This is a genomic window from Streptomyces sp. JLBG701, from assembly GCF_058544905.1.
In genome coordinates this window covers 4,804,537-4,826,449 of the sequence record NZ_CM178588.1, presented here as the reverse complement: position 1 = coordinate 4,826,449, position 21,913 = coordinate 4,804,537, and the positions used below count along the sequence as shown (strand labels likewise).

The 21,913-nt window shown below is 70.6% G+C and carries 22 protein-coding genes and 1 tRNA gene; 16 read left to right on the top strand and 7 right to left on the bottom strand.

What is annotated here, in order from left to right; translation table 11 throughout:
- Window positions 1–62: 62 nt before the first annotated feature.
- On the bottom strand, window positions 63–683 hold the full coding sequence (locus AC5DRG_RS22070; protein ID WP_491812315.1) for a 5-formyltetrahydrofolate cyclo-ligase: 621 nt from the start codon (window positions 681–683) through the stop codon (window positions 63–65).
- Between the two features lie 94 nt (window positions 684–777).
- Between AC5DRG_RS22070 and galU the strand changes: the two genes are divergently transcribed.
- From galU to AC5DRG_RS22030, 8 genes are all read left to right on the top strand, one after another.
- Window positions 778–1,680, top strand: a complete 903-nt coding sequence (gene galU / locus AC5DRG_RS22065; RefSeq protein WP_491812314.1) for a UTP--glucose-1-phosphate uridylyltransferase GalU — start codon at window positions 778–780, stop codon at window positions 1,678–1,680.
- 5 nt (window positions 1,681–1,685) lie between these two features.
- Window positions 1,686–3,008 (top strand): molybdotransferase-like divisome protein Glp, encoded by a 1,323-nt coding sequence (gene glp, locus AC5DRG_RS22060; RefSeq protein ID WP_491812313.1) that lies wholly within the window; start codon window positions 1,686–1,688, stop codon window positions 3,006–3,008.
- A gap of 85 nt (window positions 3,009–3,093) precedes the next feature.
- The gene (moaC, locus tag AC5DRG_RS22055; RefSeq protein WP_491812312.1) at window positions 3,094–3,573 is read left to right on the top strand and encodes a cyclic pyranopterin monophosphate synthase MoaC; all 480 of its coding nucleotides are present in this window, start codon (window positions 3,094–3,096) and stop codon (window positions 3,571–3,573) included.
- Window positions 3,570–4,079, top strand: coding sequence for a MogA/MoaB family molybdenum cofactor biosynthesis protein (locus AC5DRG_RS22050; RefSeq protein ID WP_491812311.1), 510 nt, complete (start codon window positions 3,570–3,572; stop codon window positions 4,077–4,079). The genes moaC and AC5DRG_RS22050 overlap by 4 nt, the downstream gene beginning before the upstream one ends.
- Window positions 4,076–4,756 (top strand): GNAT family N-acetyltransferase, encoded by a 681-nt coding sequence (locus AC5DRG_RS22045; RefSeq protein WP_491813122.1) that lies wholly within the window; start codon window positions 4,076–4,078, stop codon window positions 4,754–4,756. Before AC5DRG_RS22050 ends, AC5DRG_RS22045 begins: the two co-directional genes overlap by 4 nt.
- A gap of 185 nt (window positions 4,757–4,941) precedes the next feature.
- A complete protein-coding gene (gene sepX, locus AC5DRG_RS22040; RefSeq protein ID WP_491812310.1) occupies window positions 4,942–6,264 on the top strand; it encodes a divisome protein SepX/GlpR in 1,323 nt (440 codons plus the stop codon).
- Window positions 6,265–6,344: 80 nt separating this feature from the next.
- A tRNA-Ala gene (locus tag AC5DRG_RS22035) sits at window positions 6,345–6,418 on the top strand.
- 121 nt (window positions 6,419–6,539) lie between these two features.
- Window positions 6,540–7,787, top strand: coding sequence for an MFS transporter (locus tag AC5DRG_RS22030; protein WP_491812309.1), 1,248 nt, complete (start codon window positions 6,540–6,542; stop codon window positions 7,785–7,787).
- 22 nt (window positions 7,788–7,809) lie between these two features.
- On the opposite strand, the gene AC5DRG_RS22025 is transcribed toward AC5DRG_RS22030, so the two are convergent.
- The 3 genes from AC5DRG_RS22025 to AC5DRG_RS22015 all read right to left on the bottom strand — a co-directional run bounded on the left by AC5DRG_RS22025 (window position 7,810) and on the right by AC5DRG_RS22015 (window position 11,785).
- The gene (locus AC5DRG_RS22025; RefSeq protein ID WP_491812308.1) at window positions 7,810–8,376 is read right to left on the bottom strand and encodes a cysteine hydrolase family protein; all 567 of its coding nucleotides are present in this window, start codon (window positions 8,374–8,376) and stop codon (window positions 7,810–7,812) included.
- Between the two features lie 113 nt (window positions 8,377–8,489).
- The gene (locus tag AC5DRG_RS22020) at window positions 8,490–11,042 is read right to left on the bottom strand and encodes an FtsX-like permease family protein (protein ID WP_491812307.1); all 2,553 of its coding nucleotides are present in this window, start codon (window positions 11,040–11,042) and stop codon (window positions 8,490–8,492) included.
- Window positions 11,036–11,785 (bottom strand): ABC transporter ATP-binding protein, encoded by a 750-nt coding sequence (locus tag AC5DRG_RS22015; RefSeq protein WP_491812306.1) that lies wholly within the window; start codon window positions 11,783–11,785, stop codon window positions 11,036–11,038. The genes AC5DRG_RS22020 and AC5DRG_RS22015 overlap by 7 nt, the downstream gene beginning before the upstream one ends.
- A 187-nt stretch (window positions 11,786–11,972) precedes the next feature.
- Here AC5DRG_RS22015 and AC5DRG_RS22010 point away from each other — a divergent pair, with 187 nt between their 5' ends.
- Window positions 11,973–13,268 (top strand): sensor histidine kinase, encoded by a 1,296-nt coding sequence (locus AC5DRG_RS22010; RefSeq protein WP_491813121.1) that lies wholly within the window; start codon window positions 11,973–11,975, stop codon window positions 13,266–13,268.
- Window positions 13,265–13,900: a response regulator transcription factor gene (locus AC5DRG_RS22005; protein ID WP_491813120.1), complete on the top strand. Its 636-nt coding sequence runs from the start codon at window positions 13,265–13,267 to the stop codon at window positions 13,898–13,900. Before AC5DRG_RS22010 ends, AC5DRG_RS22005 begins: the two co-directional genes overlap by 4 nt.
- 12 nt (window positions 13,901–13,912) lie before the next feature.
- Here AC5DRG_RS22005 and AC5DRG_RS22000 read toward each other — a convergent pair whose 3' ends face one another.
- On the bottom strand, window positions 13,913–14,389 hold the full coding sequence (locus AC5DRG_RS22000) for a GNAT family N-acetyltransferase (RefSeq protein WP_491812305.1): 477 nt from the start codon (window positions 14,387–14,389) through the stop codon (window positions 13,913–13,915).
- Window positions 14,390–14,435: 46 nt separating this feature from the next.
- Between AC5DRG_RS22000 and AC5DRG_RS21995 the strand changes: the two genes are divergently transcribed.
- Window positions 14,436–15,260, top strand: coding sequence for an exodeoxyribonuclease III (locus AC5DRG_RS21995; RefSeq protein ID WP_491812304.1), 825 nt, complete (start codon window positions 14,436–14,438; stop codon window positions 15,258–15,260).
- A 44-nt stretch (window positions 15,261–15,304) separates the two neighbouring features.
- On the opposite strand, the gene AC5DRG_RS21990 is transcribed toward AC5DRG_RS21995, so the two are convergent.
- Window positions 15,305–16,555: a recombinase family protein gene (locus AC5DRG_RS21990; RefSeq protein WP_491812303.1), complete on the bottom strand. Its 1,251-nt coding sequence runs from the start codon at window positions 16,553–16,555 to the stop codon at window positions 15,305–15,307.
- A 318-nt stretch (window positions 16,556–16,873) separates the two neighbouring features.
- Between AC5DRG_RS21990 and AC5DRG_RS21985 the strand changes: the two genes are divergently transcribed.
- Entirely contained in the window at window positions 16,874–17,473 is a 600-nt protein-coding gene (locus tag AC5DRG_RS21985; protein ID WP_491812302.1) for a DinB family protein, read from the top strand.
- Window positions 17,474–17,489: 16 nt separating this feature from the next.
- Here AC5DRG_RS21985 and AC5DRG_RS21980 read toward each other — a convergent pair whose 3' ends face one another.
- Window positions 17,490–18,113 carry a MerR family transcriptional regulator gene (locus AC5DRG_RS21980; protein WP_491813118.1) on the bottom strand — a complete coding sequence of 208 codons (624 nt, stop codon included), beginning with the start codon at window positions 18,111–18,113 and terminating at the stop codon, window positions 17,490–17,492.
- Window positions 18,114–18,304: 191 nt separating this feature from the next.
- Between AC5DRG_RS21980 and AC5DRG_RS21975 the strand changes: the two genes are divergently transcribed.
- From AC5DRG_RS21975 to AC5DRG_RS21960, 4 genes are all read left to right on the top strand, one after another.
- Window positions 18,305–19,804 (top strand): flavin-containing monooxygenase, encoded by a 1,500-nt coding sequence (locus AC5DRG_RS21975; RefSeq protein ID WP_491812301.1) that lies wholly within the window; start codon window positions 18,305–18,307, stop codon window positions 19,802–19,804.
- Window positions 19,805–19,812: 8 nt separating this feature from the next.
- Window positions 19,813–20,751, top strand: a complete 939-nt coding sequence (locus AC5DRG_RS21970) for an alpha/beta fold hydrolase (RefSeq protein ID WP_491813117.1) — start codon at window positions 19,813–19,815, stop codon at window positions 20,749–20,751.
- Window positions 20,748–21,632 (top strand): SDR family oxidoreductase, encoded by an 885-nt coding sequence (locus tag AC5DRG_RS21965; protein ID WP_491812300.1) that lies wholly within the window; start codon window positions 20,748–20,750, stop codon window positions 21,630–21,632. Before AC5DRG_RS21970 ends, AC5DRG_RS21965 begins: the two co-directional genes overlap by 4 nt.
- Before the next feature lie 88 nt (window positions 21,633–21,720).
- Complete coding sequence (locus AC5DRG_RS21960) at window positions 21,721–21,900, top strand: hypothetical protein (RefSeq protein WP_491812299.1); 180 nt, start codon at window positions 21,721–21,723, stop codon at window positions 21,898–21,900.
- Window positions 21,901–21,913: the final 13 nt, after the last annotated feature.

Below are 21,913 nucleotides of genomic sequence, written 5' to 3'. Positions count from 1 at the left end.
GCCGCTGAAATGGCCCCCCACGCGCGCGTGGAGGGGCCATTTCGCGTAGTGCGGGACGGGACTCACGTCTCCCGGAAGCGGCGCACTCCCGACGGCGTCACCACGGCGTGCACAGGGCGGTCGTGCGCCTCCTCGGGGACGCGTTCGACGACCTCGGAGTCGTACAGCAGCACCACCAGCGCGGGTTGTGCGCCCGCGCGCTCCAGCCGCGCCAGCACGCGGTCGTACGAACCTCCGCCGCGCCCCAGCCGCATCCCGCGCGCGTCGACCGCCAGGCCGGGCAGCAGGACCGTATCCGCGACGGTGACGGCGTCCGGGCCGAGGCGCTCGCCGGAGGGCTCCAAGAGGGCCATCTTCCCGCCGTGTTGGACACGCGCGAGGGAGCCCTCACCGGCGTACGCGCCCCAGTCGAGATCGTTGTCGGGGAGGAGCGCGGGGAGCAGGACGCGCACGCCCCGCGCGCGCAGTGCGTCAAGGAGCGCGAGCGTTCCGGGTTCGCTCCCCACGGAGACATACGCCGCCACCGTGCGCGCGTGCGCCAGCTCGGGCAGGTCCAGCGCGCGCTCGGCCAGCGCTCCCGCGGCTTCCCGCACGTCATCTGCCGTCAACCTGTTTCTCACCGCGAGGAACTCTCGCCGCAACATTCGCTTGTCAGGCTCGGCCTCATGCCCGATGTGGCTCATCCGTCGCTCCCGTAACGGTTCCAATGCGCTCATATGAGAGCGAATTAACCGGAGCCTCAGATTCACTACAAAGGCACCGGATAAGGTTGCGGACATGACTCAGTCGCACCCCAGGATCAGCAAGGCTGTCATCCCCGCAGCAGGCCTCGGTACCCGGTTCCTGCCGGCCACCAAAGCCACTCCCAAGGAGATGCTGCCGGTCGTGGACAAGCCGGCGATCCAGTATGTGGTCGAGGAGGCCGCGTCCGCGGGACTCGACGACGTTCTCATGATCACGGGTCGCAACAAGCGTCCCCTTGAGGACCACTTCGACCGCAACTACGAGCTGGAGTCCGCCCTTCAGAAGAAGGGCGACGCCGGCCGGCTCGCCAAGGTCCAGGAGTCCAGCGACCTCGCGACCATGCACTACGTGCGTCAGGGCGACCCCAAGGGCCTCGGCCACGCCGTTCTGTGCGCGGCCCCGCACGTGGGCCACGAGCCCTTCGCCGTCCTCCTCGGCGACGACCTGATCGACCCGCGCGACCCGCTGCTCAAGCGCATGGTCGACGTCCAGGAGCAGCGCGGCGGCAGTGTCATCGCGCTCATGGAGGTCGCGCCGGAGCAGATCCACCTCTACGGGTGCGCGGCCGTCGAGCCCACCGACGACGGCGACGTCGTCAAGGTGACCGGCCTGGTCGAGAAGCCCGACCCGGCGGACGCCCCGTCGAACCTCGCGATCATCGGCCGCTACGTCCTCGACCCGCACATCTTCGACATACTGCGCAAGACCGAGCCGGGCCGCGGCGGCGAGATCCAACTCACCGACGCCCTCCAGCAGCTCGCCCAGGACGAGAAGGTCGGCGGCCCCGTGCACGGCGTCGTGTTCAAGGGCCGCCGCTATGACACCGGTGACCGCGGCGACTACCTGCGTGCCATTGTCAGACTCGCGTGCGAACGTGAAGACCTGGGCCCGGACTTCCGGACCTGGCTTCGCAGTTACGTAGCCGAGGAGATGTAGCGATTTTGAGCACCGCCGCGACCCCCACCGCCGGCCAGGACCACCTCTGGTCGGTGGACGAGCACTTGGAGGACATCCTCGCCACCGTCCGTCCCCTCGAACCCATCGAGCTGCAACTGCTCGACGCCCAGGGCTGCGTCCTGGTCGACGACGTCACGGTGCCGGTGTCCCTGCCGCCGTTCGACAACAGCTCGATGGACGGGTACGCGGTTCGGGTCGCGGATGTCGCGGGCGCGAGTGAGGAGTTCCCGGCGGTCCTGGAGGTCGTCGGGGACGTCGCGGCGGGCCAGGCGGAGCTGCTTCACGTGGGCCCCGGCCAGGCGGCCCGCATCATGACCGGCGCTCCGCTGCCGCCCGGCGCCGAGGCCGTCGTCCCCGTCGAGTGGACCGACGGCGGCCTGGGCGAGGGCCCGGTCACCGGGATGCGTGCCAACAGCCTGGCCCCCGAGGGCGCCCACGGGCACGTGAACGTGTACCGGTCGGCACAGGCACGCGCGCACGTACGCGCGAAGGGCAGCGATGTGAAGGCGGGCGACCGCGCCCTCGAAGCCGGCACCGTCCTCGGGCCGCCGCAGATCGCGCTGCTCGCCGCGATCGGCCGCGGCACCGTACGCGTACGCCCGCGCCCGCGCGTGGTCGTGATGTCCACCGGCAGCGAACTCGTCCAGCCCGACGAGGAACTGGGCAGCGGCCAGATCTACGACTCCAACAGCTTCGCCCTCACCGCGGCCGCCCGCGACGCCGGCGCCATCGCCTACCGCGTGGGCGCCGTCGCCGACGACGCCGAAACACTCCGGTCCACCATCGAGGACCAGCTCGTCCGCGCCGACCTCATGGTCACCACAGGTGGCGTGAGCGTAGGGGCGTACGACGTCGTCAAGGAGGCGCTGTCGTACGTCGGTGACGAGGACGAGGCCGGCAGCGGCATCGAGTTCCGCAAACTCGCCATGCAGCCCGGCAAGCCCCAGGGCTTCGGCTCCATCGGCCCCGACCACACGCCCCTGCTGGCCCTCCCCGGCAACCCCGTCTCGTCGTACGTCTCCTTCGAGCTGTTCGTCCGGCCCGCGATCCGCACACTCATGGGACTCGACGACGTCCACCGGCCGACCGTCCGGGCGACCCTTGCGGCGGACAAGGCGCTGACCTCGCCGAAGGGGCGCAGGCAGTTCCTGCGCGGGACGCACGCCGACGGCACCGTGCGCCCCGTCGGCGGTGCCGGATCCCACCTTGTCGCGGCCCTCGCGCACGCCGACGCGCTGATCGTCGTCCCCGAGGACGTCGAGTCCGTCGAGCCCGGCACCGAGGTCGAAGTGGTCCTGCTCGGCTGAGTACCCCAGGTTGGCGGTACCGTGTCGCGCACAACAGGCCCGTGCGCCGCACCGCGGCGGGCCCGGACCGGGAGCGCCACACGCCATGAGCACGCAGGACAGACTGACGCACATCGACGAGGCGGGTGCCGCCCGGATGGTCGACGTATCCGGGAAGGACGTGACCGCGCGCACCGCGCGCGCGAGTGGCCGTGTCCTCGTCTCGCCCCGCGTGATCGAGTTGCTGCGCGGCGAGGGGGTCCCCAAGGGCGACGCCCTCGCGACCGCGCGGATCGCGGGCATCATGGGCGCCAAGCGCACACCGGATCTGATCCCGCTGTGCCACCCCTTGTCGGTGTCCGGTGTGAAACTGGATCTGTCGGTCGCGGACGACGCCGTGGAGATCCAGGCCACCGTGAAGACGACGGACCGCACGGGTGTCGAGATGGAGGCCCTCACCGCGGTCTCCGTCGCCGCGCTCACCGTGATCGACATGGTCAAGGCGGTCGACAAGGGAGCGGTCATCACGGACGTACGGGTCGAGGCGAAAACGGGCGGCAAGTCGGGCGACTGGAGCCGGGCATGACGGCAGGCCCGTACCGAGCCCTGGTCGTGACCGCCTCGAACAGAGCCGCCGCAGGGGTCTACGAGGACAAGGGCGGCCCCTTGATCGCCGCAGGCCTCAAGGGCTTCGGCTTCGCCGTCGACGGACCGCGGGTCGTCCCGGACGGCGATCCCGTGGAGGCCGCCCTGCGCGCCGCCGTCGAGGCCGGCTACGACCTCGTCCTCACCACCGGCGGCACCGGGATCTCGCCCACCGACCGCACGCCCGAGGCGACGCGCAAGGTGATCGACTACGACGTTCCGGGCATCCCGGAGGCCATCAGGGCGTTGGGAAGGGAGAAGGTGCCGACCGCGGCGCTCTCCCGAGGCCTGGCCGGAGTGGCGAGCGGGACACTGATCGTCAACCTGCCGGGTTCGACCGGCGGAGTGAAGGACGGTCTGGCCGCCCTCGAACCCCTCTTGATCCACGCCGTCGACCAGATCCGCGGCGGCGACCATCCCAGACCCAGCAGCGGGGGTGCGAGCTGAACAGCCCATCCTGGCCCGCCGTACTGGTGGACGGCGATGTCGTCCTGAGGCCGATAAAGGTCCGTGACCAGCGGGCGTGGCGCGAGGTGAACCGGCGCAACCGGGACTGGCTGCGCCCCTGGGAGGCGACCATTCCGCCGCCCACGCCCAGCGGACCGATCGCCCACCGGCCGACCTACCGGCAGATGGTCCGGCATCTGCGGTCCGAGGCGAACTCGGGCCGGATGCTGCCGTTCGTCATCGAGTACCAGGGGCGGCTGGTCGGGCAATTGACGGTCGCCGGAATCACCTGGGGCTCCATGTGTTCCGGGCACATCGGGTACTGGGTGGACGAGTCGGTGGCCGGTCGCGGTGTGATGCCGACAGCCGTGGCGCTCGTCGTGGACCACTGTTTCCGGACCGTTGGTCTGCACCGCATCGAGGTCTGCATTCGCCCCGAGAACAGGCCCAGCCGACGGGTCGTGGAAAAGCTCGGATTCCGCGAGGAGGGCCTCAGGCCCCGTTATCTCCACATCGACGGGGCCTGGCGCGACCACCTCGTCTTCGCACTCACGGCGGAAGAGGTGCCCGAGGGGTTGCTGGGGCGCTGGCAGAGGGCGCGCGCTCAGAACAACGCGCCCCGCAGCGGGCAGAACGTACCCCGGAACCCGCAGAACACTCCAGGGAATCCCGCGTAGCCCCGGAAATTGAATAAATGTTCGAAAGTGATCGAGAGGTGACCGTCTCAGGGCATTGAATTCGCACCCTCGGCGGCCTGTTGATCGCATCCGTCACAAAAAAAGTTCGAAATATCAGCCAGATCGTGCGACACACCGGCTCAATTGGCAGATGGCCTCACGCAAACCCCTCTACCGTGTGAGGCGTGAGCAGCAGCGGCCTCATCTACGCAGTCATTGTCGGGGCCTGGGCCGCCTACTTGGTGCCGATGTGGCTCCGTAGGCAGGACGAGCTGAATGAGGCCCGTCCGACGGAACGCTTCAGCACCGCCATCCGGCTGCTGTCCGGACGGGCGGGGATGGAGCGCCGGTACGCCAAGGACCTGCGGGCGCGCTCCACCGAAGAGGGGGAGCCCAGCGCCGACGAACCGGGCGTCGTCACCGATTCGGTGGACGTCCGGGCCTTCGCCATGCCCCCGACGCGTCCACAGGCGCAAGCGGTGATCCAGGCGCAGGCCCCGGCGGGTGGCGCGGGCGCCCGGCGGGAACGGCCCGAACCGGCGCGCGACCAGGTCGGCCAGGTCGGCGCTCCGGCGCGAGAACCCGTCGCCGGTCCGGCGCGCGAGGCGCCCAAGCCGGCGTCCGCATCCGCTGGCGCGTCGGCGCAGAAGCGCGTGCCGGTCGCCCGGCGCACGCCCTCCGAAGAGGCGGCCGCAGCGCGCGCCCGGCGCGTGAAGGTGCTCGCGCGCCGCCGGCGCACAACCGTGATGCTCTTCCTCGCTTTCACGCTCGGCGCGATCGTCGCGGCGGTCGGAGGGCTCGCGTTCCTCTGGGCGCCCGGCGTGCCGGCCGTGCTCCTCAGCGGGTACATCGCGTACCTGCGCTCCCAGGAGCGCCGCCGCTTCGCCTTCCAGATGGACCGGCGCCGGGCCGAGGTCGCGGCGCAGCGGCTGCGGGAGCGTGCGCGCCAGCCGCGCCGGCGCGCGTCCGTGGACGCCGGAGTGGACGAGACCGACGAAGGATCCGAGCCGGCGACGGACCCCGGACTGTCCGCGCTCGCCGCCGACCGGCGGGCGCTGGTCGAGCAGACCGATCACGCGGAGTGGGTCGATCAGCAGCGCGAGCGGCAGCGGCGGCCGGGGCAGGGAGACAGCTGGGATCCGGTGCCGGTGCCGTTGCCGACGTACGTGACCGCTCCGGTCGCTCCGCGGGCGACGGCCGATGTGGATCTCGGGGCGCCTGACGCGTGGAGCTCGGCGCGGTCGAGTTCCGTGGCCGGGGATCGTGAGACGGGCGCCGGTTCGCGGGAACGTGGCTCCGACGCCGGGGCCGGAACCGACTCCGGTTCGTCCGCAGAAGCGCGGGGTGCGGAGTCGGAAGAGGCGGACTCCGCGGAGGACAGGGGGGAGGGCGGTGGGCGCAGTGATGCTCGCCGAGCCGCTTCCGCACGGCGGGCGCGGGAGCGGGGCCGTACGCCACTGTTCGACCAGTACGAGGACGGCGAGCGGCCCCGAGCCGCCAACGAGTAGGCGCTGGTCCGGTCCCGTGGGCGGGCAGGAACGGATTTCCAAGCACGCGGATCGGGGTGCTAGAGTTTCACTCGTTGCAAGGGCCTGTGGCGCAGTCTGGTAGCGCACCTCGTTCGCATCGAGGGGGTCTGGGGTTCAAATCCCCACAGGTCCACGCACCGACTGTTCTTGAGCCAGCTCAGAGGCAGTTGACAAAGATCCCGACCGATCTGTTGATCGGTCGGGATCTTTGGCGTTTCCTGGGGCAGCCCAACTTGCGTTGACCCAGGGGGGACATGAAGATCGGGACGGACTTGCCCACGACCCGTGTGACACCGCTGAGGATTGCGGCCTTCCGGCGGTTCGTGCTGGCGAATCTGATCTCGGCGACCGGGTCCGCCATGGCTCCCCTGGCGTTGGCCTACTCCGTGATCGAGCAGGGCGGAGGAACCGGGGATCTCGGCGTGGTGCTCGTCACGAACACCGTGCCGACGATTGTGTTTCTCCTCGCCGGTGGAGTGCTCGCGGACCGGCTGTCGCGGAGCCGGATCCTGTTCCTCGGCAATCTGCTGGCGGCCGTCGCGCAGGGGACCCTGGCCGCGATCGTGGCCACCGGCCATGCGACGACGACCTCGATCGCGGTGTGCGGGTTCGCCTCGGGAACCGCGGTCGCCTTCACCGTGCCGGCCACCCAGGGGGCCGTAGGACAGATCGTTCCGACCGAGCATCTGCAGCAGGCCAACGCCCTGCTGAGGCTCCCGAACAACGCGGTCAAGGTGCTCGGTCCCGCCGTCGGTGGGATCGTCGTCGCGGCCGGCGGGCCGTCCTGGGCCCTCGCCTGGGACGCGCTCACCTTCGCCGTCGCGGCCCTGCTGCTTCTCGGCCTGCGCCTGGACACCCCGCTCACCGCCCGCAGCGCGCTGCAGGACCTGCGGGCGGGATGGAACGGCTTCCGGTCGCGCACCTGGCTGTGGACCTATACGGCCGCCGGAACACTGCTCGTCGCCGCGTGGCTGGCCGGCTTCCAGCTGCTGGGGCCCGTCGTCGCGGCGGAGCGGTACGCCGGCGCCCGTGACTGGGGGCTGGTCCAGGCGGCCTTCGCGTCCGGGCTGCTGGCAGGCACGCTGGTGTGCCTGCGCTGGCGGCCGTACCGGCTGCTGGTCGTGGCGGTCGCGGCCAGTTCCGCGCTGGTGCTTCCCCTGGCCGCCATGGGGTGCGGCCTGTCGCTGCCGTACGTCCTCGTCGCCTCCCTGCTCGCGGGGATCGGGCTCGATATCGCCGTCGTCGCGTGGAGTACCGCCTTCCAGCAGCATGTGCCGCAGGCCGAACTGGGCCGGATGAGCGCGTTCAACAGCGTCGGGGAACGCCTCGCCATCCCCCTCGGCTACCTCGTCACGACCTTCGCGGCCCGCGCCTGGAGCAACCAGACGGTGCTCATGGCCTGCGCCGGTCTCGTCCTCGCCGCCACCGTCCTCAACCTCTGCGTCCGGGACGTGTACCGCGTCAACCGCCTCCCAGGAGACAGATGCCTCCCAGGAAACTGACGCCTCCCGCGGAACTGACCGCTCAGCTCGCGTCGGCCGGGGTGAAGGACACCTCCGCCGTTTCGACGGTCGCCGCCTGACGCCCGGGGGCGTTCTCGTACCGCCAGTACAGATTGGTGTGGGCGATCACCTGCTCCGGGGCCGGGGCGCCGTACTGGGTGAGGTCCTCCGTGGTGTGGGCGTCGCCGACCAGGGTCACGTCGTAGCCGCGTACGAACGCGCCGTGGAGGGTCGCGCGGACGCACGCGTCGGTCTGGGCGCCCGTGACGACGACCCGGCCCACCCCGCGCTCGGCGAGCACGGTCTCCAGGTCGGTGTCCTCGAAGGAGTCGCCGTAGCGCTTGGGGACGAGGGGCTCGGTGTCGAGGCGGACCAGCTCCGGCACGTACTGCCAGTCCTCGGTGCCCGGCTGCAGTTCGTCGCTGGAGTGCTGCACCCAGACCAGGGGTACGTCCCCGGCGCGTGCCTTGCCGACGAGGGTGTTGATGTTCGCGATCACGTCGTCGCGCTTGTGGGCGCCCGCCACCACGCCGTTCTGGACGTCGATGATGAGCAGCGCGGTGTTCGGGCGATCGGGCAGGGTCGTCATGAGAGCTCCCGTCAGTGGGCCGCGTCGTCGGGCACGGCCGTCAGCGCTGGGCCAGTGCTGTGTCGGTACTGCGCCAGTGCTGTTCGGATATTCGGCTGTTCGGCTGCCATTTCCTACCGTAGAGCCGACCACTGACAACGCCGTAGCGCGAGCGCCGCCGGGATCACCGCCGACGGCACCGCCAAGGCCGCGCACGCGCCTGTCGTCGCGGCCAGCGCCGCCCAGGGGATCGCGGGCGGCGTCCACACGGACAGCAGGGCCAGGGCGCCCCACATGCCGGACAGGTTGAGGGCCGTCACCAGTACGCCCAGGGTCGTACCGACCGCGACGACGGCCAGGGTCTCCGCGGCGACCAGGCGCAACACCTGCCCGGTGGTGGCGCCGGTCAGGCGCAGTACCGCCAGCTCACGCACCCGGTCGGAGGTGGCCATGACCAGGGTGTTCGCGAGCGAGATGCCGGTGTAGAGGAGGGCGATGCCGAGGACGAGGAGGACTCCGAGGCGGGTGGATCGGTTCGGCTCGGGGTAAGTCGTCGCCAGCCACTGGGAGTTGGTGAGGACCTGCCCGCCGGGCCTTCCCAGCGCCCCGCGCAGGTCCGTGGCCACCGTCCGCGCGTCCCCACCTGCCCGGACCCTGACGTCGACACGGTCGACGGGGGCGCTCGGGGCGTTGGCCGGGGTGACGTACACGCCGTTGTCGCCGGTGCCCGTGGCCATCACCGCGGCGATCCGCAGCGACCTGCGCGTGCCGTCGCCCAGCCAGACGGTCATGCGCTGTCCGACCGAGTGCTGGGCCCACTCCTCGTTGACGATGACCGAGTCGTCGTCGAGGTCGGTGACCCGGCCGGCCGTGACGGGCAGACGCGCGGTCGCGGCGAGCAGGCTCGAATCGGCCGCGCGGGCATTGGACTTGACGAGAGCGACGCCGTCTTCGAGGACGTAGACGGTGGTGGGTCTGGTGATGGAGACCCACGCGCCTGGTACGTCGCGCAGGCGCTCGACCGTCGCCGCGTCGAAGCCGGAGTCGTTTGGCGCCGAGACGACGAAGTCGGCTGTCGTCCGCTCGCGGGTCTCCGAGGCCTGCGCCGCGTTCAGGGTGGCGGTGGCGCCGAGCAGTGAGCCCGCGAGGGCGACCGTGACGAGGACGGGGGCCGCGACAGCGGCGGTACGGCGGACCTGGGCGGCGGCGTTCTCGCGCACCAACATGCCGCCGGCACCGGGCAGTTGGGCCGGGAGCCAGGCGATCAGCCGGGTCAGCGGGCGGACCAGGAGGGGCGACAGCAGGGCCACCGCGGTGATCAGGAGCATCGGGCGGCTGATGTACGTCTTGCGGTGGAGCAGGTCGCCCGGCTCGGTCAGCAGGGCCAGGGCCAGGGTGACGGCGGCGGTGATCAGCAGGGCCGTGCCGGAGAGCAGGCGGCCCCACGTCATCGCGCCTCCGCCCATCCCGCCGGACCCGCCGTCCACGGACGCCTCTCGCAGAGCCTCGACCGGGCCCGTCCTGCCCGCCCGCCAGGACGCGGCGAACGCCCCGGACAAGGCCACCAACAGGCCCGTACAGAAAGCGAGTTGGTACGGCCACGTATGGCCGCCGATCGTGAACCAGGCCGGGGCGAGGCCGCCGTCCACGACGAGTTCGGCGAGGTACGGGGCGCCGTACGCGCCGAACACGCAGCCCGTGGCCGAGGCGAGCGCGCCGACGAGCAGGGCCTCCACCAGCACCGTCCGGCGGATCTGGCCAGGGGTAGCGCCGGCGGTGCGCAACAGGGCGAATTCCCGGCGCCGTTGGCCCACCGCGAAGGCGAAGGTCGAGGCCACGACGAACACCGACACGAAGCCCGTGGCCCCGCCGGCCGTGCCGAACATGGCGTTCATCGCGGTGAGCGCCTCGGCGTCCCGGTCGGGATCGGCGTCCGCGAGCCGCCGGTCGTCGCCGGTGAGGACGCTGACGCGGCTGCCCCGCACCGCGCGGCGTACGGCGGTCGGGTCGGCGTCCACGACGAGCTGCGTGCTGAGGGGGGAGAGGCGGGCGGCGGTCGCGTCGGTGTAGAAGACAGCGTTCTCGAAGGAGGAAGTGCTGGGCGCCGCCCCGGACTTGGGCGCCGTCTGGGACTCGGACCCGGGCACCTTCCCGCGCGCGGCCACCACCGCCGTCCCGGTAACCTCCACCGTCCCGACCACCTTCACCGTGCCGAAGCCGGTACGCAGGCGCTGCCCCACCGTCGCCCACTCACCGCTGGTCACGACCTCGTCGGCGGCCCTGGGCGCCCGCCCCGAGCTCAGCTCGTACGGTGCGAACGCCGCCGTCGACCACGGATGCCCCACCACGTCATCCGGCCCGCCCTCGACCCGTACGGCGAAGGAGCGATCCTCCGTCACGGTGCCGAGCTTTCTCAGCGCGGCGACCGTCTTGGCCGGTACGGCGTTCGGGCGGGCGAGGCGTTGGGTGCGGTCACCGGTCGGGGTCGGTACGCGCAGCGTGTCCTGGCCGCGTACGACCACCGGGGCGGCCGCGAAGCGTTCCGGGAGGCGTGGCGGGGCGTCTACGGACGAGGCCAGGGCCAACCCCATGACCGCGATCAGGGCGACGCCGAGCGAGAGGGCGACGAAGCTGCCGGCGAAGGTGATCCAGCGGGTGCGCAGGGTGTGCAGGGTGAGGGTCAGCACGGGGCGGTCTCCAGGCGGGTCATGCGGGCTGCGATGTCCGTGGCCGGGGCGCCGGTCAGTTCGCCGTCGACCCGGCCGTCGACCAGGAAGACCACGCGGTCGGCATACGAGGCGGCGACCGGGTCATGCGTGACCATGACGATGGTCTGGCCCTCGGTGTCGGCCATGCCGCGCAGCAAGGTGAGCACCTCATGGCCGGTCCGCGTGTCGAGGGCGCCGGTCGGTTCGTCGCCGAACAGGACCTCGGGGCGGGTGATCAACGCGCGGGCCAGGGCGACGCGTTGCTGCTGGCCGCCGGAGAGTTCCGTGGGCCGGTGCCGGGCCCGGTGGCCGAGTCCGACCTGCTCCAGGACCTCGCGCACCCGGGATTTGGCGGGGCGCCGGCCGGCCAGCCGCAGGGGGAGGGCGACGTTCTGCTCGGCGGTCAGGGACGGCAGCAGGTTGAACGCCTGGAACACGAAGCCGATATTCCGGCGGCGCAGCAGCGTCAGTCTGGTCTCGCTCAGCTTCGTCAGCTCCGTACCGCCGACCGTGACCGAGCCCGAGGTGGGCCGGTCGAGCCCGGCGGCGCACTGCAACAGCGTGGACTTGCCCGAGCCGGACGGGCCCATGACGGCGGTGAACGTGCCCCGGGGGAAGGCGAGCGACACCCGGTCGAGCGCTATGACGCGGCTGCCGCCGGACCCGTACTCCCTGCTCACGGCGCACAGTTGGACCGCCGCCGCACTCACTGTCGTACTCATCTGCCCCTCGGCTTCTTCGGATTCAGTGGGTCCACACAACCGCGCCACCGCCCTCCGAATCACTGCGGCAGAACCGAGACTTGGGGTAGGGCCAGGCGTACCCCCGACCCACCCCCTGGACGGATGGCCGGGACGGACGCCCCCCTCCTACGGTGATCCCATGACCCCCCGAAACGTCTGGCAGGCCATGTCCCGACCGGGCTTCCTGCTGTCGCCGTGGCCCTGGCGGGCAGCCGCCTATCTGCTCACGGGCGTGTTGGCGGGCGTGGCCGTGCTGGTGGCGTTCGTGACGCTGGTGGCGGTGGGCGGGGTCCTGGCGGTCGTACTCATCGGCCTGCCGCTGCTCGCCGTAACGGCCCTGGTGGGACTGCCCGTTGGGGCGGTGGAGCGGCGCAGGATGCGGCTGGTGGACCGGGATCCGGCGTACGGCGCACACGCCGAGCCACCCCTGCCTGGGCCGTGGAACTGGTTCACCACGCGGCTGCGGGAGCAGGCGACTTGGCGGGAGCTCGGGTACACCCTGCTGTTCGCGGGGTTGCTCTGGCCGGCCGAGGCGCTGGTCGTCACCGTCGGGTTGTTCTTCCCCCTGTCCATGGCCGCGACCCCGCTGCTGGTGGCGACGGTGGGCGACGGACAGGAGGCCAAGGTGCTCAAGCTGTGGACGGTCACCGGCTGGCCCGCCGCGTTCGGGGTCACCGTGCTCGGCCTCCTGCTGCTGGCCGCCGGTGCGTACGTTCTCGGCGTCGCCGCCGGAGCCCGGGCCGCGCTGACCCGCCTCCTGATCGCCCCGGGCGAGGGCGACTTGGGCGTCAGAGTGGTCGAACTGGCGCGGTCCCGGGTCAGGTTGGTCGACGCGTTCGAGGCGGAGCGGCGCCGGATCGAGCGCGATCTGCACGACGGGGCCCAACAGCGCCTGGTCGCCCTGACGATGACACTCGGCCTGGCCCGCCTCGACGCCCCGCCCGGCCCGCTCGCCGACCAACTCGCCAAGGCCCACGACGAGGCCGGCCAGGCGCTCGCCGAACTCCGCGAACTCGTCCAAGGCATCCACCCCAAGGTCCTCGCCGACTACGGCCTCGAAGCCGCCGTCGCCGACGCGGCCGACCGCAGCGCGGTACCGGTGGACCTGGACGTCGAACTCCCCGGCCGACTGCCCCAAGCCGTCGAGTCCGCCGCCTACTTCGTCGTCTGCGAGGCCCTCGCCAACATCGACAGGCACAGCGGTGCGAGCCGCGCCGCGGTGAGTGGCGGGTACGGCGGCGGACGGCTGTTCCTGGAGGTCGGCGATGACGGCAGGGGCGGTGCGGACGCGGCCGGCGGGAGCGGGCTGACCGGTCTCGCGGACCGGGTGTCAGTGCTCGATGGCAGACTTTCCCTGTCCAGTCCGCCGGGCGGACCGACCCTGCTGCGTGTGGAGATTCCTTGCGAACGGACCGAGGTGGGACGAGTGGAGCCGACGGGGCGCGCCGCTCCCTCCGCATAGTCCTGGCCGAGGACAGCGTCCTGCTGCGAGAGGGGCTCATCGGGCTGCTCACCCGTTGCGGACACGAGGTCGTCGCGGCGGTCGGTGACGCCGACGCGCTGCTCGCCGCGGTCGCCGAGCACATACCCGACGCCGTCGTGACGGACGTACGCATGCCGCCCGGGTTCCAGGACGAGGGGCTGCACGCGGCGGTGAAGCTGCGCGAGGAGCGGCCCGGGCTGCCGGTGCTGGTTCTCAGTCAGTACGTGCAGCGGACGTATGCCGCCGAACTCCTCGACTCCGGCGACGGATCCGGCGTCGGCTATCTGCTCAAGGACCGGGTCGGCCAGGTCGAGGAGTTCGTGGACGCGCTCGCCGAGGTCGCGGCCGGTGGCACGGTCGTCGATTCCGAGGTCGTACGACAACTGCTGCGCCGGCGCCGGGATCCGCTGGAGCGGCTCACCCCGCGTGAGCGGGAGGTGCTGGCGTTGGTCGCGGAGGGCCGGTCCAACGGGTCGATCGCGCGGGCGCTGGTGGTGTCCGAGGCGGCCGTCGGCAAGCACATCGGCGGCATCTTCACCAAGCTGGACCTGCCGCCGGCGGAGGAGACCCATCGCCGGGTGCTGGCGGTGCTGGCGTTCCTCAGGGCCTGACCGGTCCGTCTGTCACAGGGGCTTGGCGAAGCAGCGGCTCGACTCGAACTGACGGTAGTAGCCGAACTTCTTGCATGGCTCGTAGCCGCTGGAGACGTAGAGGCCGATCGCCTCCGGCTGGCGGTCGCCGGTCTCCAGGACCATGCGGACACGGCGGGCGGCGCGGGCGTCCTCCTCCAAGGCGGCCAGCATGCGGCGGGCCAGGCCACGGCCGCGCGCCTGCTCGATCACGAACATGCGCTTGACCTCCGCGTCCCCGTCCTCGTTGCCCTCTTCGTTCTCGTCCTGGCTGCGCCAGCCGCCCGTGGCGACCGGCCGGTCCTGCTCGTCGTACGCGATCAGGTACACGCCCTGCGGCGGATCGAAGTCCGATGGGGCCAGGGGCGTGGAGTCGCCGCCGTCGCCGTAGCGCAGGCCGTACTCGGCCTGGACCTCGTCGTTGAGCTTGACGGCGTCGGGGTGATCGAACGGAACGCGACGTATATTCATACCGATCATCGTACTTCTATGCGGAGCGAAGACTGGGCTGCGTCCAGTGTGCCGGTATCGTGCCCGGGTGCTCACTGTGACCTCTGCCAATGTGAACGGGTTGCGCGCCGCCGCGAAGAAGGGCTTCGTGGAGTGGCTCGCGGACACCTCCGCCGATGTGCTGTGCCTCCAGGAGGTACGCGCCGAGCCGCCACAGCTGCCCGAGTCCGTCCGCGAACCCGAGGGCTGGCACGTCGTCCACGCCCCCGCCGCCGCCAAGGGCCGTGCCGGCGTCTCCCTCTACACCCGCCGCGAGCCGGACCGCGTCCAGATCGGCTTCGGTTCGACGGAATTCGACACGAGCGGCCGCTACGTCGAGGCCGACCTCCCCGGCGTCACGGTCGCCTCCCTCTACCTCCCCTCGGGCGAGGTCGGCACCACCCGCCAGGACGAGAAGATCCGCTTCATGGACGAGTTCCTCGCCTACCTCAAGGACCTGCGGGCCCGGTCGGCCGCCGACGGCCGCGAAGTCGTCGTCTGCGGCGACTGGAACATCGCCCACCAGCAGGCCGACCTCAAGAACTGGCGCGGCAACACCAAGAACTCCGGCTTCCTGCCGGAGGAGCGCGAGTGGCTGGGGCGGGTCTTCGACGCGGAGGACGGGGGGTACGTCGATGTCGTGCGTTCCCTGAACCCGGACGTGGAGGGGCCGTACTCGTGGTGGTCGTATCGGGGGCGGGCCTTCGACACCGATGCTGGTTGGCGGATCGACCTTGCCGTGGCGACGCCCGGGCTCGCGCACCGCGCGGTCAAGGGGTTCGTGGAGCGGGCCGCCAGCCATGAGGAGCGGTGGTCGGATCATGCTCCGGTGACTGTGGTCTTCGAGAGCTGACAGATGCGGGGCGGCCCGATCAATACGGCCCGCCCCGCAGGTGTTCAGTCGGCCTGGCGTACGGCGGAGAACTCCTCGATGGTGAAGGTCAGACGTGAGAGGTCGGGCCCGGCCAGCCGGGCAGGACCACCTCCCGGGCGGCCTTTGGCCACGGTGACGCGGACACCGCTTCGAAGGAGGTGTTCCCTGGGTACCTCGGTCCCTGCGGAGGCCGTCTGGCGGTAGTGGGTGAGCACGAAGTGCTCAAGCCAGTCGGAGCGCATGGCGGCGGGTGCAGGGCACACCTCGCCCCGTGCGGTGGCACGGCAGGCGTAGTCGCCGTGCAGATACCCCTTCCGTACCGCGAAGTACATGCGCCCGTCGCAGCCTGCGCAATGCACTACCCCAGTGAGGAGGGCTGTTGTCGTTCGGCGTTCGCGGCGCGTTCCGTTGGAACGGGCCAGGAGGATGTCCTGGAGGGTCCGGAACTCGTCCTCGGTGAGCAACGGAGGGCCGATCAGCACCGGGGCTCCTACTCCATCGCGAACGGTCTGCCCCTGGTGCACGCGATGACCCATTAGCGACGGGCTGCGCAGCACTTTGGACAGAGTCCCGGACGTCCAGCGGAAGCGTTCGAAGTCGCGCCCGTGACGTCGGCCGCCCAGCGCACGTCCTTGGAGCTGGGCATGGCGGTCGCGCGGAACAAGCTCCCCCGCCTCATTGAGTTTTCGCGCGATGGCGATCAGAGACTGCCCCTCGTGCACCATTTTCACGATCATGCGGACGACAGCCGTGGTATCGGGGTCGGGGGTCAGGCACCATCCACTGCCGGATGGGTGTGGCGCCTTTCGGTAGCCGAACGGGACCAGACCTCCGCCGTAACGACCGGCGGCAGGCAGCGCTTCGTGGCTGTCGGTGAGCCGGTTGGAGATGGTGCGGACCTCCAGCTCGGCGGCGTAGGCGAGATCCATACACCTGCGAATGGTGGTGCCGTCCGCGTGCGGTGTCACCATGAGCGGTCGGCAGCCCTCGGTTGCTCCGAAAACAAGCGTCCGGTTGTGTTGCCGACCCCATGCGATCAACTCGGCCATGTGTGCCACGGATCGCACAGCACGGTCCACGTGAGACCACACGACAGCGCTGTATTCCTGAGGGCGGCCCAGCCAAGACGACAAGGACGGCCTCTCGAAGGGAGACGTCCTGCGGGCTGAGACGCCAAGGTCCGCGGCTTCGCCGATCAGCGCGAAGTCGAGCCGGTCGGCACAGAGTTGGATGGTGGCGCGCTGTCGGTCGGGCGAAGTGGTCACGCTGTTCATGGTGCTGAGGCGCAGTGCGGCGAGGGCACGTGGTTGCCCGTTGGAAGGCGCAGTCGGTGAAGCCTGTGAGCAACTAGGCTTGGGCATGTTGGCACTCCTTGTCAGTGTCGGCCGTGCCCCGGGGCTGGTGGGACAGCCGCCGGGGTTCTTTCGGTCTCACTTTCGGAGTGCAAACCCGAGTTCGTCTTCCATTCCCTGAAAGGTACCTACATAGGGTGAATTTCAGAGAGTAGATCATCTATGGCTGTGTGAATGTGTTATATCTGCGCAAAACTCTGCTATGCCCGGCTGTCAGTACTGGGTGCAAGACTGGCCGGCATGATCGAAGCGAATGCGAAAGCGGACCTTCTCCACTATCTGCAAGACGCTCGTGAAGCCCTGTTGTGGAAGCTCGATGGGCTCTCGGAGTACGACATACGCCGTCCTCTGTCGCCCACCGGTACCAACCTGTTGGGGCTGGTCAAGCATGTTGCCAGTGTGGAGCTCGGGTACTTCGGCGACACGTTCGGGCGGCCGTTCTTCGAGGGTGAGGTGCCTTCCTGGTGGTACACGGAGGACGCCGAACCCAACGCGGACATGTGGGCCACCGCCGACGAGTCGCGTGAGGACATCGTCGGGCTGTATCGGCGGGCCTGGGAGCACTCGGACAGCACGATCGCGTCGCTGGCGCTCGACGCGGTCGGACGCGTTCCGTGGTGGCCGGAGGAGCGGCGGGAGGCGACGCTGCATCACATCCTGGTGCGCGTGATAACCGATACCCATCGGCATGCCGGGCACGCCGACATCGTGCGCGAGTTCATCGACGGGGCCGTCGGGATGGAGGAAGGGAGCGACAACCTGCCGCCTGGCGATCAGGCGTGGTGGGAGAGCTACCGGGGGAGGCTGGAGACTGTGGCGCGGGAAGTCGGTGGCCGCTGATCTCGCGCGGAGGCTGCTACGGCTGTTCGCGCAGCCGTCGGTCCATCGCCAGGGACAGTTCCGCCTCCACCACGCTCTTCGCCAGCGGCCGTAGTCGCTGCAGGTCCTCCGCCGTGCGGCCCTCGGTGAGGACCAGGGTGGTGAAGAGTTCGGCGAGGGCCTCGGTGTGTTCGCGGACGCGGCGGCCGGCGTTGAGGACGTCGGAGAGTGGGATGCCCTCGCGGACCAGGGCGGCGGTGACATCGAGGAGGCGGCGGCTGATGTGGACGATCTCGCCGCCGTCGGTGCCGAGGTAGCCGAGTTCGAGGGAGGCGGCGAAGTTCTCGGGGGTAGCCTGGTCGCCGAAGTAGTCGGCGAGGGCCTCGGGGGTGAGGCGGACCGGGGTCTCCTCGGTGGGGGCGCCGAGGCCCAGTAGCTCGCCCACGTTGCGGCCGTGGTCGAAGGCCTCGGCCAGTTCCGCGATGCCGTTGAGGGTGTGGCCGCGTTCGAGAAGGGCCGAGATTGTGCGTAGGCGGGCCAGGTGCGTTTCGTCGTACCAGGCGATACGGCCCTCCCGGCGGGGCGGGGGGATCAGCTTGCGTTCGCGGTAGAAGCGCAGGGTGCGCACCGTGATGCCGGCCTCCTCGGCCAGCTCCTCCATGCGGTATTCGCGCTTCTCCGCTTTCTCTGCCTTCTCCGCCACGCCCGCACCCTACGTCGTACCACCGGTACCCACGGCGGCAGCCGCTGATGTCAACGTCCTGGTCCCGACCCCTACCCATGGGTACGGAGCTGCTCTACTCTCCGATTGCGCCAGTATTCACTGGCGAGGTCGCGTGGGGAAGGGCGAGGATGACCGAACACGAGCATGTGCGGGTGGCGGTGATCGGGTCCGGGTTCGGTGGGCTGGGGGCCGCCGTACGGTTGCGGCGCGAAGGCGTCACCGACTTCGTCGTCCTGGAGCGGGCCGACAGTGTGGGCGGCACCTGGCGCGACAACAGCTATCCCGGGTGCGCCTGCGATGTGCCGTCCCATCTGTACTCCTTCTCCTTCGCACCCAACCCCGACTGGCCGCGCACCTTCTCCGGGCACGAGCACATCCGCGCCTATCTGGAGCACGTCACGGACGTCTTCCGGCTCCGGCCCCACATCCGCTTCAACTCCGAAGTGAAGATGATGACTTGGGACGCGGAGCGGCTGTGGTGGGTGATCGAGACCTCCAGCGGGTCCCTCACCGCCGATCTCGTCGTCTCCGCCACCGGGCCGCTGTCCGATCCGAAGGTTCCAGACATCCCCGGGCTTGATTCCTTCCCCGGCCGCGTCTTCCACTCCGCCCGCTGGGACCACGACTACGACCTGCGCGGCAAGCGCGTCGCCATGGTCGGCACGGGCGCGTCCGCCATCCAGATCGTGCCGTCGATCCAGCACGAGGTCGAACGCCTCACCCTCTTCCAGCGCACCCCGCCCTGGGTGATGCCCCGCGTCGACCGGGCCATCAGCGGCGCCGAGCGCGCCCTGCACCGCGCGCTGCCCTTCACCACGCAGGCGCGTCGCGGACTGCTGTGGGGCATGCGGGAGTTGCAGGTCCAGGCGTTCACCAAGCGGCCCAACGAGCTGGGTCTGGTGGAGCAGTTGGCCAAGCGCAACATGGCCCGCGCCATCAAGGACCCGGTGCTGCGCGCCCAACTCACCCCCGACTACCGCATCGGCTGCAAGCGCATCCTGCTGTCGAGCGCCTACTATCCCGCCCTCGCCCAGCCCAACGTCGACGTCGTCGCGAGTGGGCTCAGCGAAGTGCGTGGGTCCACCGTCCTCGCCGCCGACGGGACGGCCGCCGAGGTCGACGCGATCGTCTTCGGCACGGGTTTTCACGTCACGGACATGCCGATCGCCGACCGGGTCGTCGGCGCGGACGGACGGACGCTCGCCGAGGCGTGGAAGGACGGCATGCAGGCCCTGCGCGGGGCCTCCGCCGCCGGGTTCCCCAACTGGATGACCATCATCGGGCCCAATACCGGCCTCGGGAACTCCTCCATGATCCTCATGATCGAGTCCCAGCTGAACTACATGGCCGACTACGTACGGCAGTTGGACGTCCTCGGCGGTCGCACCGCCCTCGACGCCCGCCCGGCCGCCGTCGACGCCTGGAACCACCGTGTGCAGGAGCGCATGAAGCGCACGGTGTGGAACACGGGCGGCTGTACGAGTTGGTACCTCGACTCGAACGGCCGCAACACCACCATCTGGCCCGGCACGACCAGCGAGTTCCGGCGGGCCACGCGACGCGTGGACCTCGCGGAGTACGACGTCCTGCGTGTCCCCACGACGAAGAACGCCGAGGTGAGCGCGTGAGCCGTCTCATGCGCCGGGGGTCTGGGGGCCGTCCCCCGGAAAAGCACAGCGCCTCCGGGCCCTACGCCCCGCCCGTCCCCGCCCGCGAGCTGACCGCCGTCTCCGCCGACGGCGCCCGGCTGCACGTCGAGGTGCACGGGGCCGACGACGCGCCCGCCGTCGTCCTCTCCCACGGCTGGACCTGCTCGACCGCCTTCTGGGCGGCCCAGATCCGCGATCTGGCCGCCGACCACCGCGTCATCGCCTACGACCAGCGCGGCCACGGACGCAGCCCGGCCGGCCCCGCCTGCACCACCGACGCCCTCGCCGACGACCTGGAAGCCGTGCTCGCGGCGACCCTCGCGCCGGGCGAGAAGGCCGTGATCGCCGGTCACTCCATGGGCGGCATGACGGTCATGGCCGCGTCCGCGCGGGCCCGGTTCCGGGAGCACGCGGCGGCCGTACTGCTGTGCAGCACCGGCAGTTCGCGGCTGGTCGCCGAGTCGACCGTCGTACCGATGCGGCCCGGGCGGTTGCGCACCGGGCTGACCAAGCGGATCCTCGGATCCCGGGCGCCGCTCGGGCCGGTCACGCCGCTCGCCCGGCGGATTCTCAAGTACGGGACGATGGGCGCCGGTTCGTCACCCGTGATGGTGGAGGCGTGCGCGCGGATCGTGCACGCGTGTCCGCGCAAGGTGCGGTACGCCTGGTCGCAGGTGCTCGACCTGCTCGATCTCGACCACGGCGTACGGGAGTTGAACGTACCGACGGCCGTCATCGCCGGTACGGCCGACCGGTTGACGCCGGTCGTGCACGCCCGCTCGCTGGTGGCCGCGCTGCCCCAGTGCGTCGGGATCACCGAGTTGCACGGGCTCGGCCACATGACACCCATCGAGGCACCCGAGCTGGTGGCCGGCCGGATCCGCGAACTCAGCACCACCTACGCACAGATCAGGGAGGGCGCATGAGCAGGACGAGCCTGGACGGTCAGGTCGCGGTCGTCACCGGAGCCGCACGGGGCGTCGGCGAACTCCTCGCCCGCAAGCTCTCCGCGCGCGGCGCGAAAGTCGCGCTTGTCGGGCTTGAGGCGGACGCGCTCAAGCAGGTCTCCGAGCGGCTGCGGGGCGACAGCGACCACTGGTACGCCGACGTCACCGACCATGAGGCGATGGCGCGTGTGGCGCGGGAGGTCAAGGAGCGGTTCGGGAAGGTCGACATCGTCGTCGCCAACGCGGGCGTCGCGAGCGGCGGGCCCTTCGTGGACTCCGATCCGGACGCCTGGCGGCGGGTCATCGAGGTCAATCTGATCGGGTCCGCGGTGACCGCGCGTGCCTTTCTGCCGGTGCTGATGGAGAGCCGGGGGTATCTGCTGCAGATCGCCTCCCTCGCCGCGATCACTCCGGCGCCGATGATGACCGCGTACTGCGCGTCCAAGGCGGGCGTCGAGGCGTACGCGCACAGCCTGCGTGCCGAGGTCGGGTACAAGGGGGTGCGGGTCGGGGTCGGGTATCTGTCCTGGACCGACACCGACATGGTGCGCGGGGCCGATCAGGACGACGTCATGCGGGAGTTGCGGCAGCGGTTGCCGTGGCCGGCCAACAAGACGTATCCGCTGGGGCCGGCCGTGGACCGGATCGTCGCCGGGATCGAGCGGCGGTCGAGCCATGTGTACGGGCAGTGGTGGCTGCGGGGCACGCAGGGCGTGCGTGGGTATCTGCCTGGGCTGATCGGGATGGCCGGGCAGCGGGAGATGCGGCGGTTCGGGTCACGGTTGGAGGGCATTCCGTCCGGGCTCGTCGGTGCAGGTGGGGCGGCTGATGAGGAGGCTCGCGCTACAGGGCGTAACTGATCGAAATGCGTAGTGTGTCCGGGCGTGTGAATCTGGTCGAGGCCCGACCAAGGGCCATTCCCCTCACCCTCCATGGGAGTGAACCCACATGGGTATGAAGGACCAGTTCCAGGACAAGTCGGAGCAGTGGCAGGAGCAGGCCAAGCGGAAGGCTGCGCAGGCCAAGGAGTCGGCTCAGCAGCGCGGTAAGCAGCGGGACGAGGACAAGGACACGGAGCGGCTCCAGCAGGAGGAGCAGGACCGGTTCGACCAGGACTACGACGTGTAGTTGCGCTTGGCTT

Bases quoted from the DNA above. Each gene is read 5' to 3' on its own strand.
- AC5DRG_RS22030 (WP_491812309.1), top strand. From the start codon at position 6,540: ATGAAGATCGGGACGGACTTGCCCACGACCCGTGTGACACCGCTGAGG.
- AC5DRG_RS21960 (WP_491812299.1), top strand. From the start codon at position 21,721: ATGGGTATGAAGGACCAGTTCCAGGACAAGTCGGAGCAGTGGCAGGAG.
- AC5DRG_RS22010 (WP_491813121.1), top strand. From the start codon at position 11,973: ATGTCCCGACCGGGCTTCCTGCTGTCGCCGTGGCCCTGGCGGGCAGCC.
- AC5DRG_RS22050 (WP_491812311.1), top strand. From the start codon at position 3,570: ATGACGGCAGGCCCGTACCGAGCCCTGGTCGTGACCGCCTCGAACAGA.
- AC5DRG_RS21990 (WP_491812303.1), bottom strand. From the start codon at position 16,555: ATGAACAGCGTGACCACTTCGCCCGACCGACAGCGCGCCACCATCCAA.
- AC5DRG_RS21970 (WP_491813117.1), top strand. From the start codon at position 19,813: ATGCGCCGGGGGTCTGGGGGCCGTCCCCCGGAAAAGCACAGCGCCTCC.
- AC5DRG_RS21965 (WP_491812300.1), top strand. From the start codon at position 20,748: ATGAGCAGGACGAGCCTGGACGGTCAGGTCGCGGTCGTCACCGGAGCC.
- AC5DRG_RS21980 (WP_491813118.1), bottom strand. From the start codon at position 18,113: ATGGAGGAGCTGGCCGAGGAGGCCGGCATCACGGTGCGCACCCTGCGC.
- galU (WP_491812314.1), top strand. From the start codon at position 778: ATGACTCAGTCGCACCCCAGGATCAGCAAGGCTGTCATCCCCGCAGCA.
- AC5DRG_RS22070 (WP_491812315.1), bottom strand. From the start codon at position 683: ATGAGCCACATCGGGCATGAGGCCGAGCCTGACAAGCGAATGTTGCGG.
- AC5DRG_RS22015 (WP_491812306.1), bottom strand. From the start codon at position 11,785: ATGAGTACGACAGTGAGTGCGGCGGCGGTCCAACTGTGCGCCGTGAGC.
- AC5DRG_RS22000 (WP_491812305.1), bottom strand. From the start codon at position 14,389: ATGAATATACGTCGCGTTCCGTTCGATCACCCCGACGCCGTCAAGCTC.
- AC5DRG_RS21975 (WP_491812301.1), top strand. From the start codon at position 18,305: ATGACCGAACACGAGCATGTGCGGGTGGCGGTGATCGGGTCCGGGTTC.
- AC5DRG_RS22025 (WP_491812308.1), bottom strand. From the start codon at position 8,376: ATGACGACCCTGCCCGATCGCCCGAACACCGCGCTGCTCATCATCGAC.
- AC5DRG_RS21985 (WP_491812302.1), top strand. From the start codon at position 16,874: ATGATCGAAGCGAATGCGAAAGCGGACCTTCTCCACTATCTGCAAGAC.
- moaC (WP_491812312.1), top strand. From the start codon at position 3,094: ATGAGCACGCAGGACAGACTGACGCACATCGACGAGGCGGGTGCCGCC.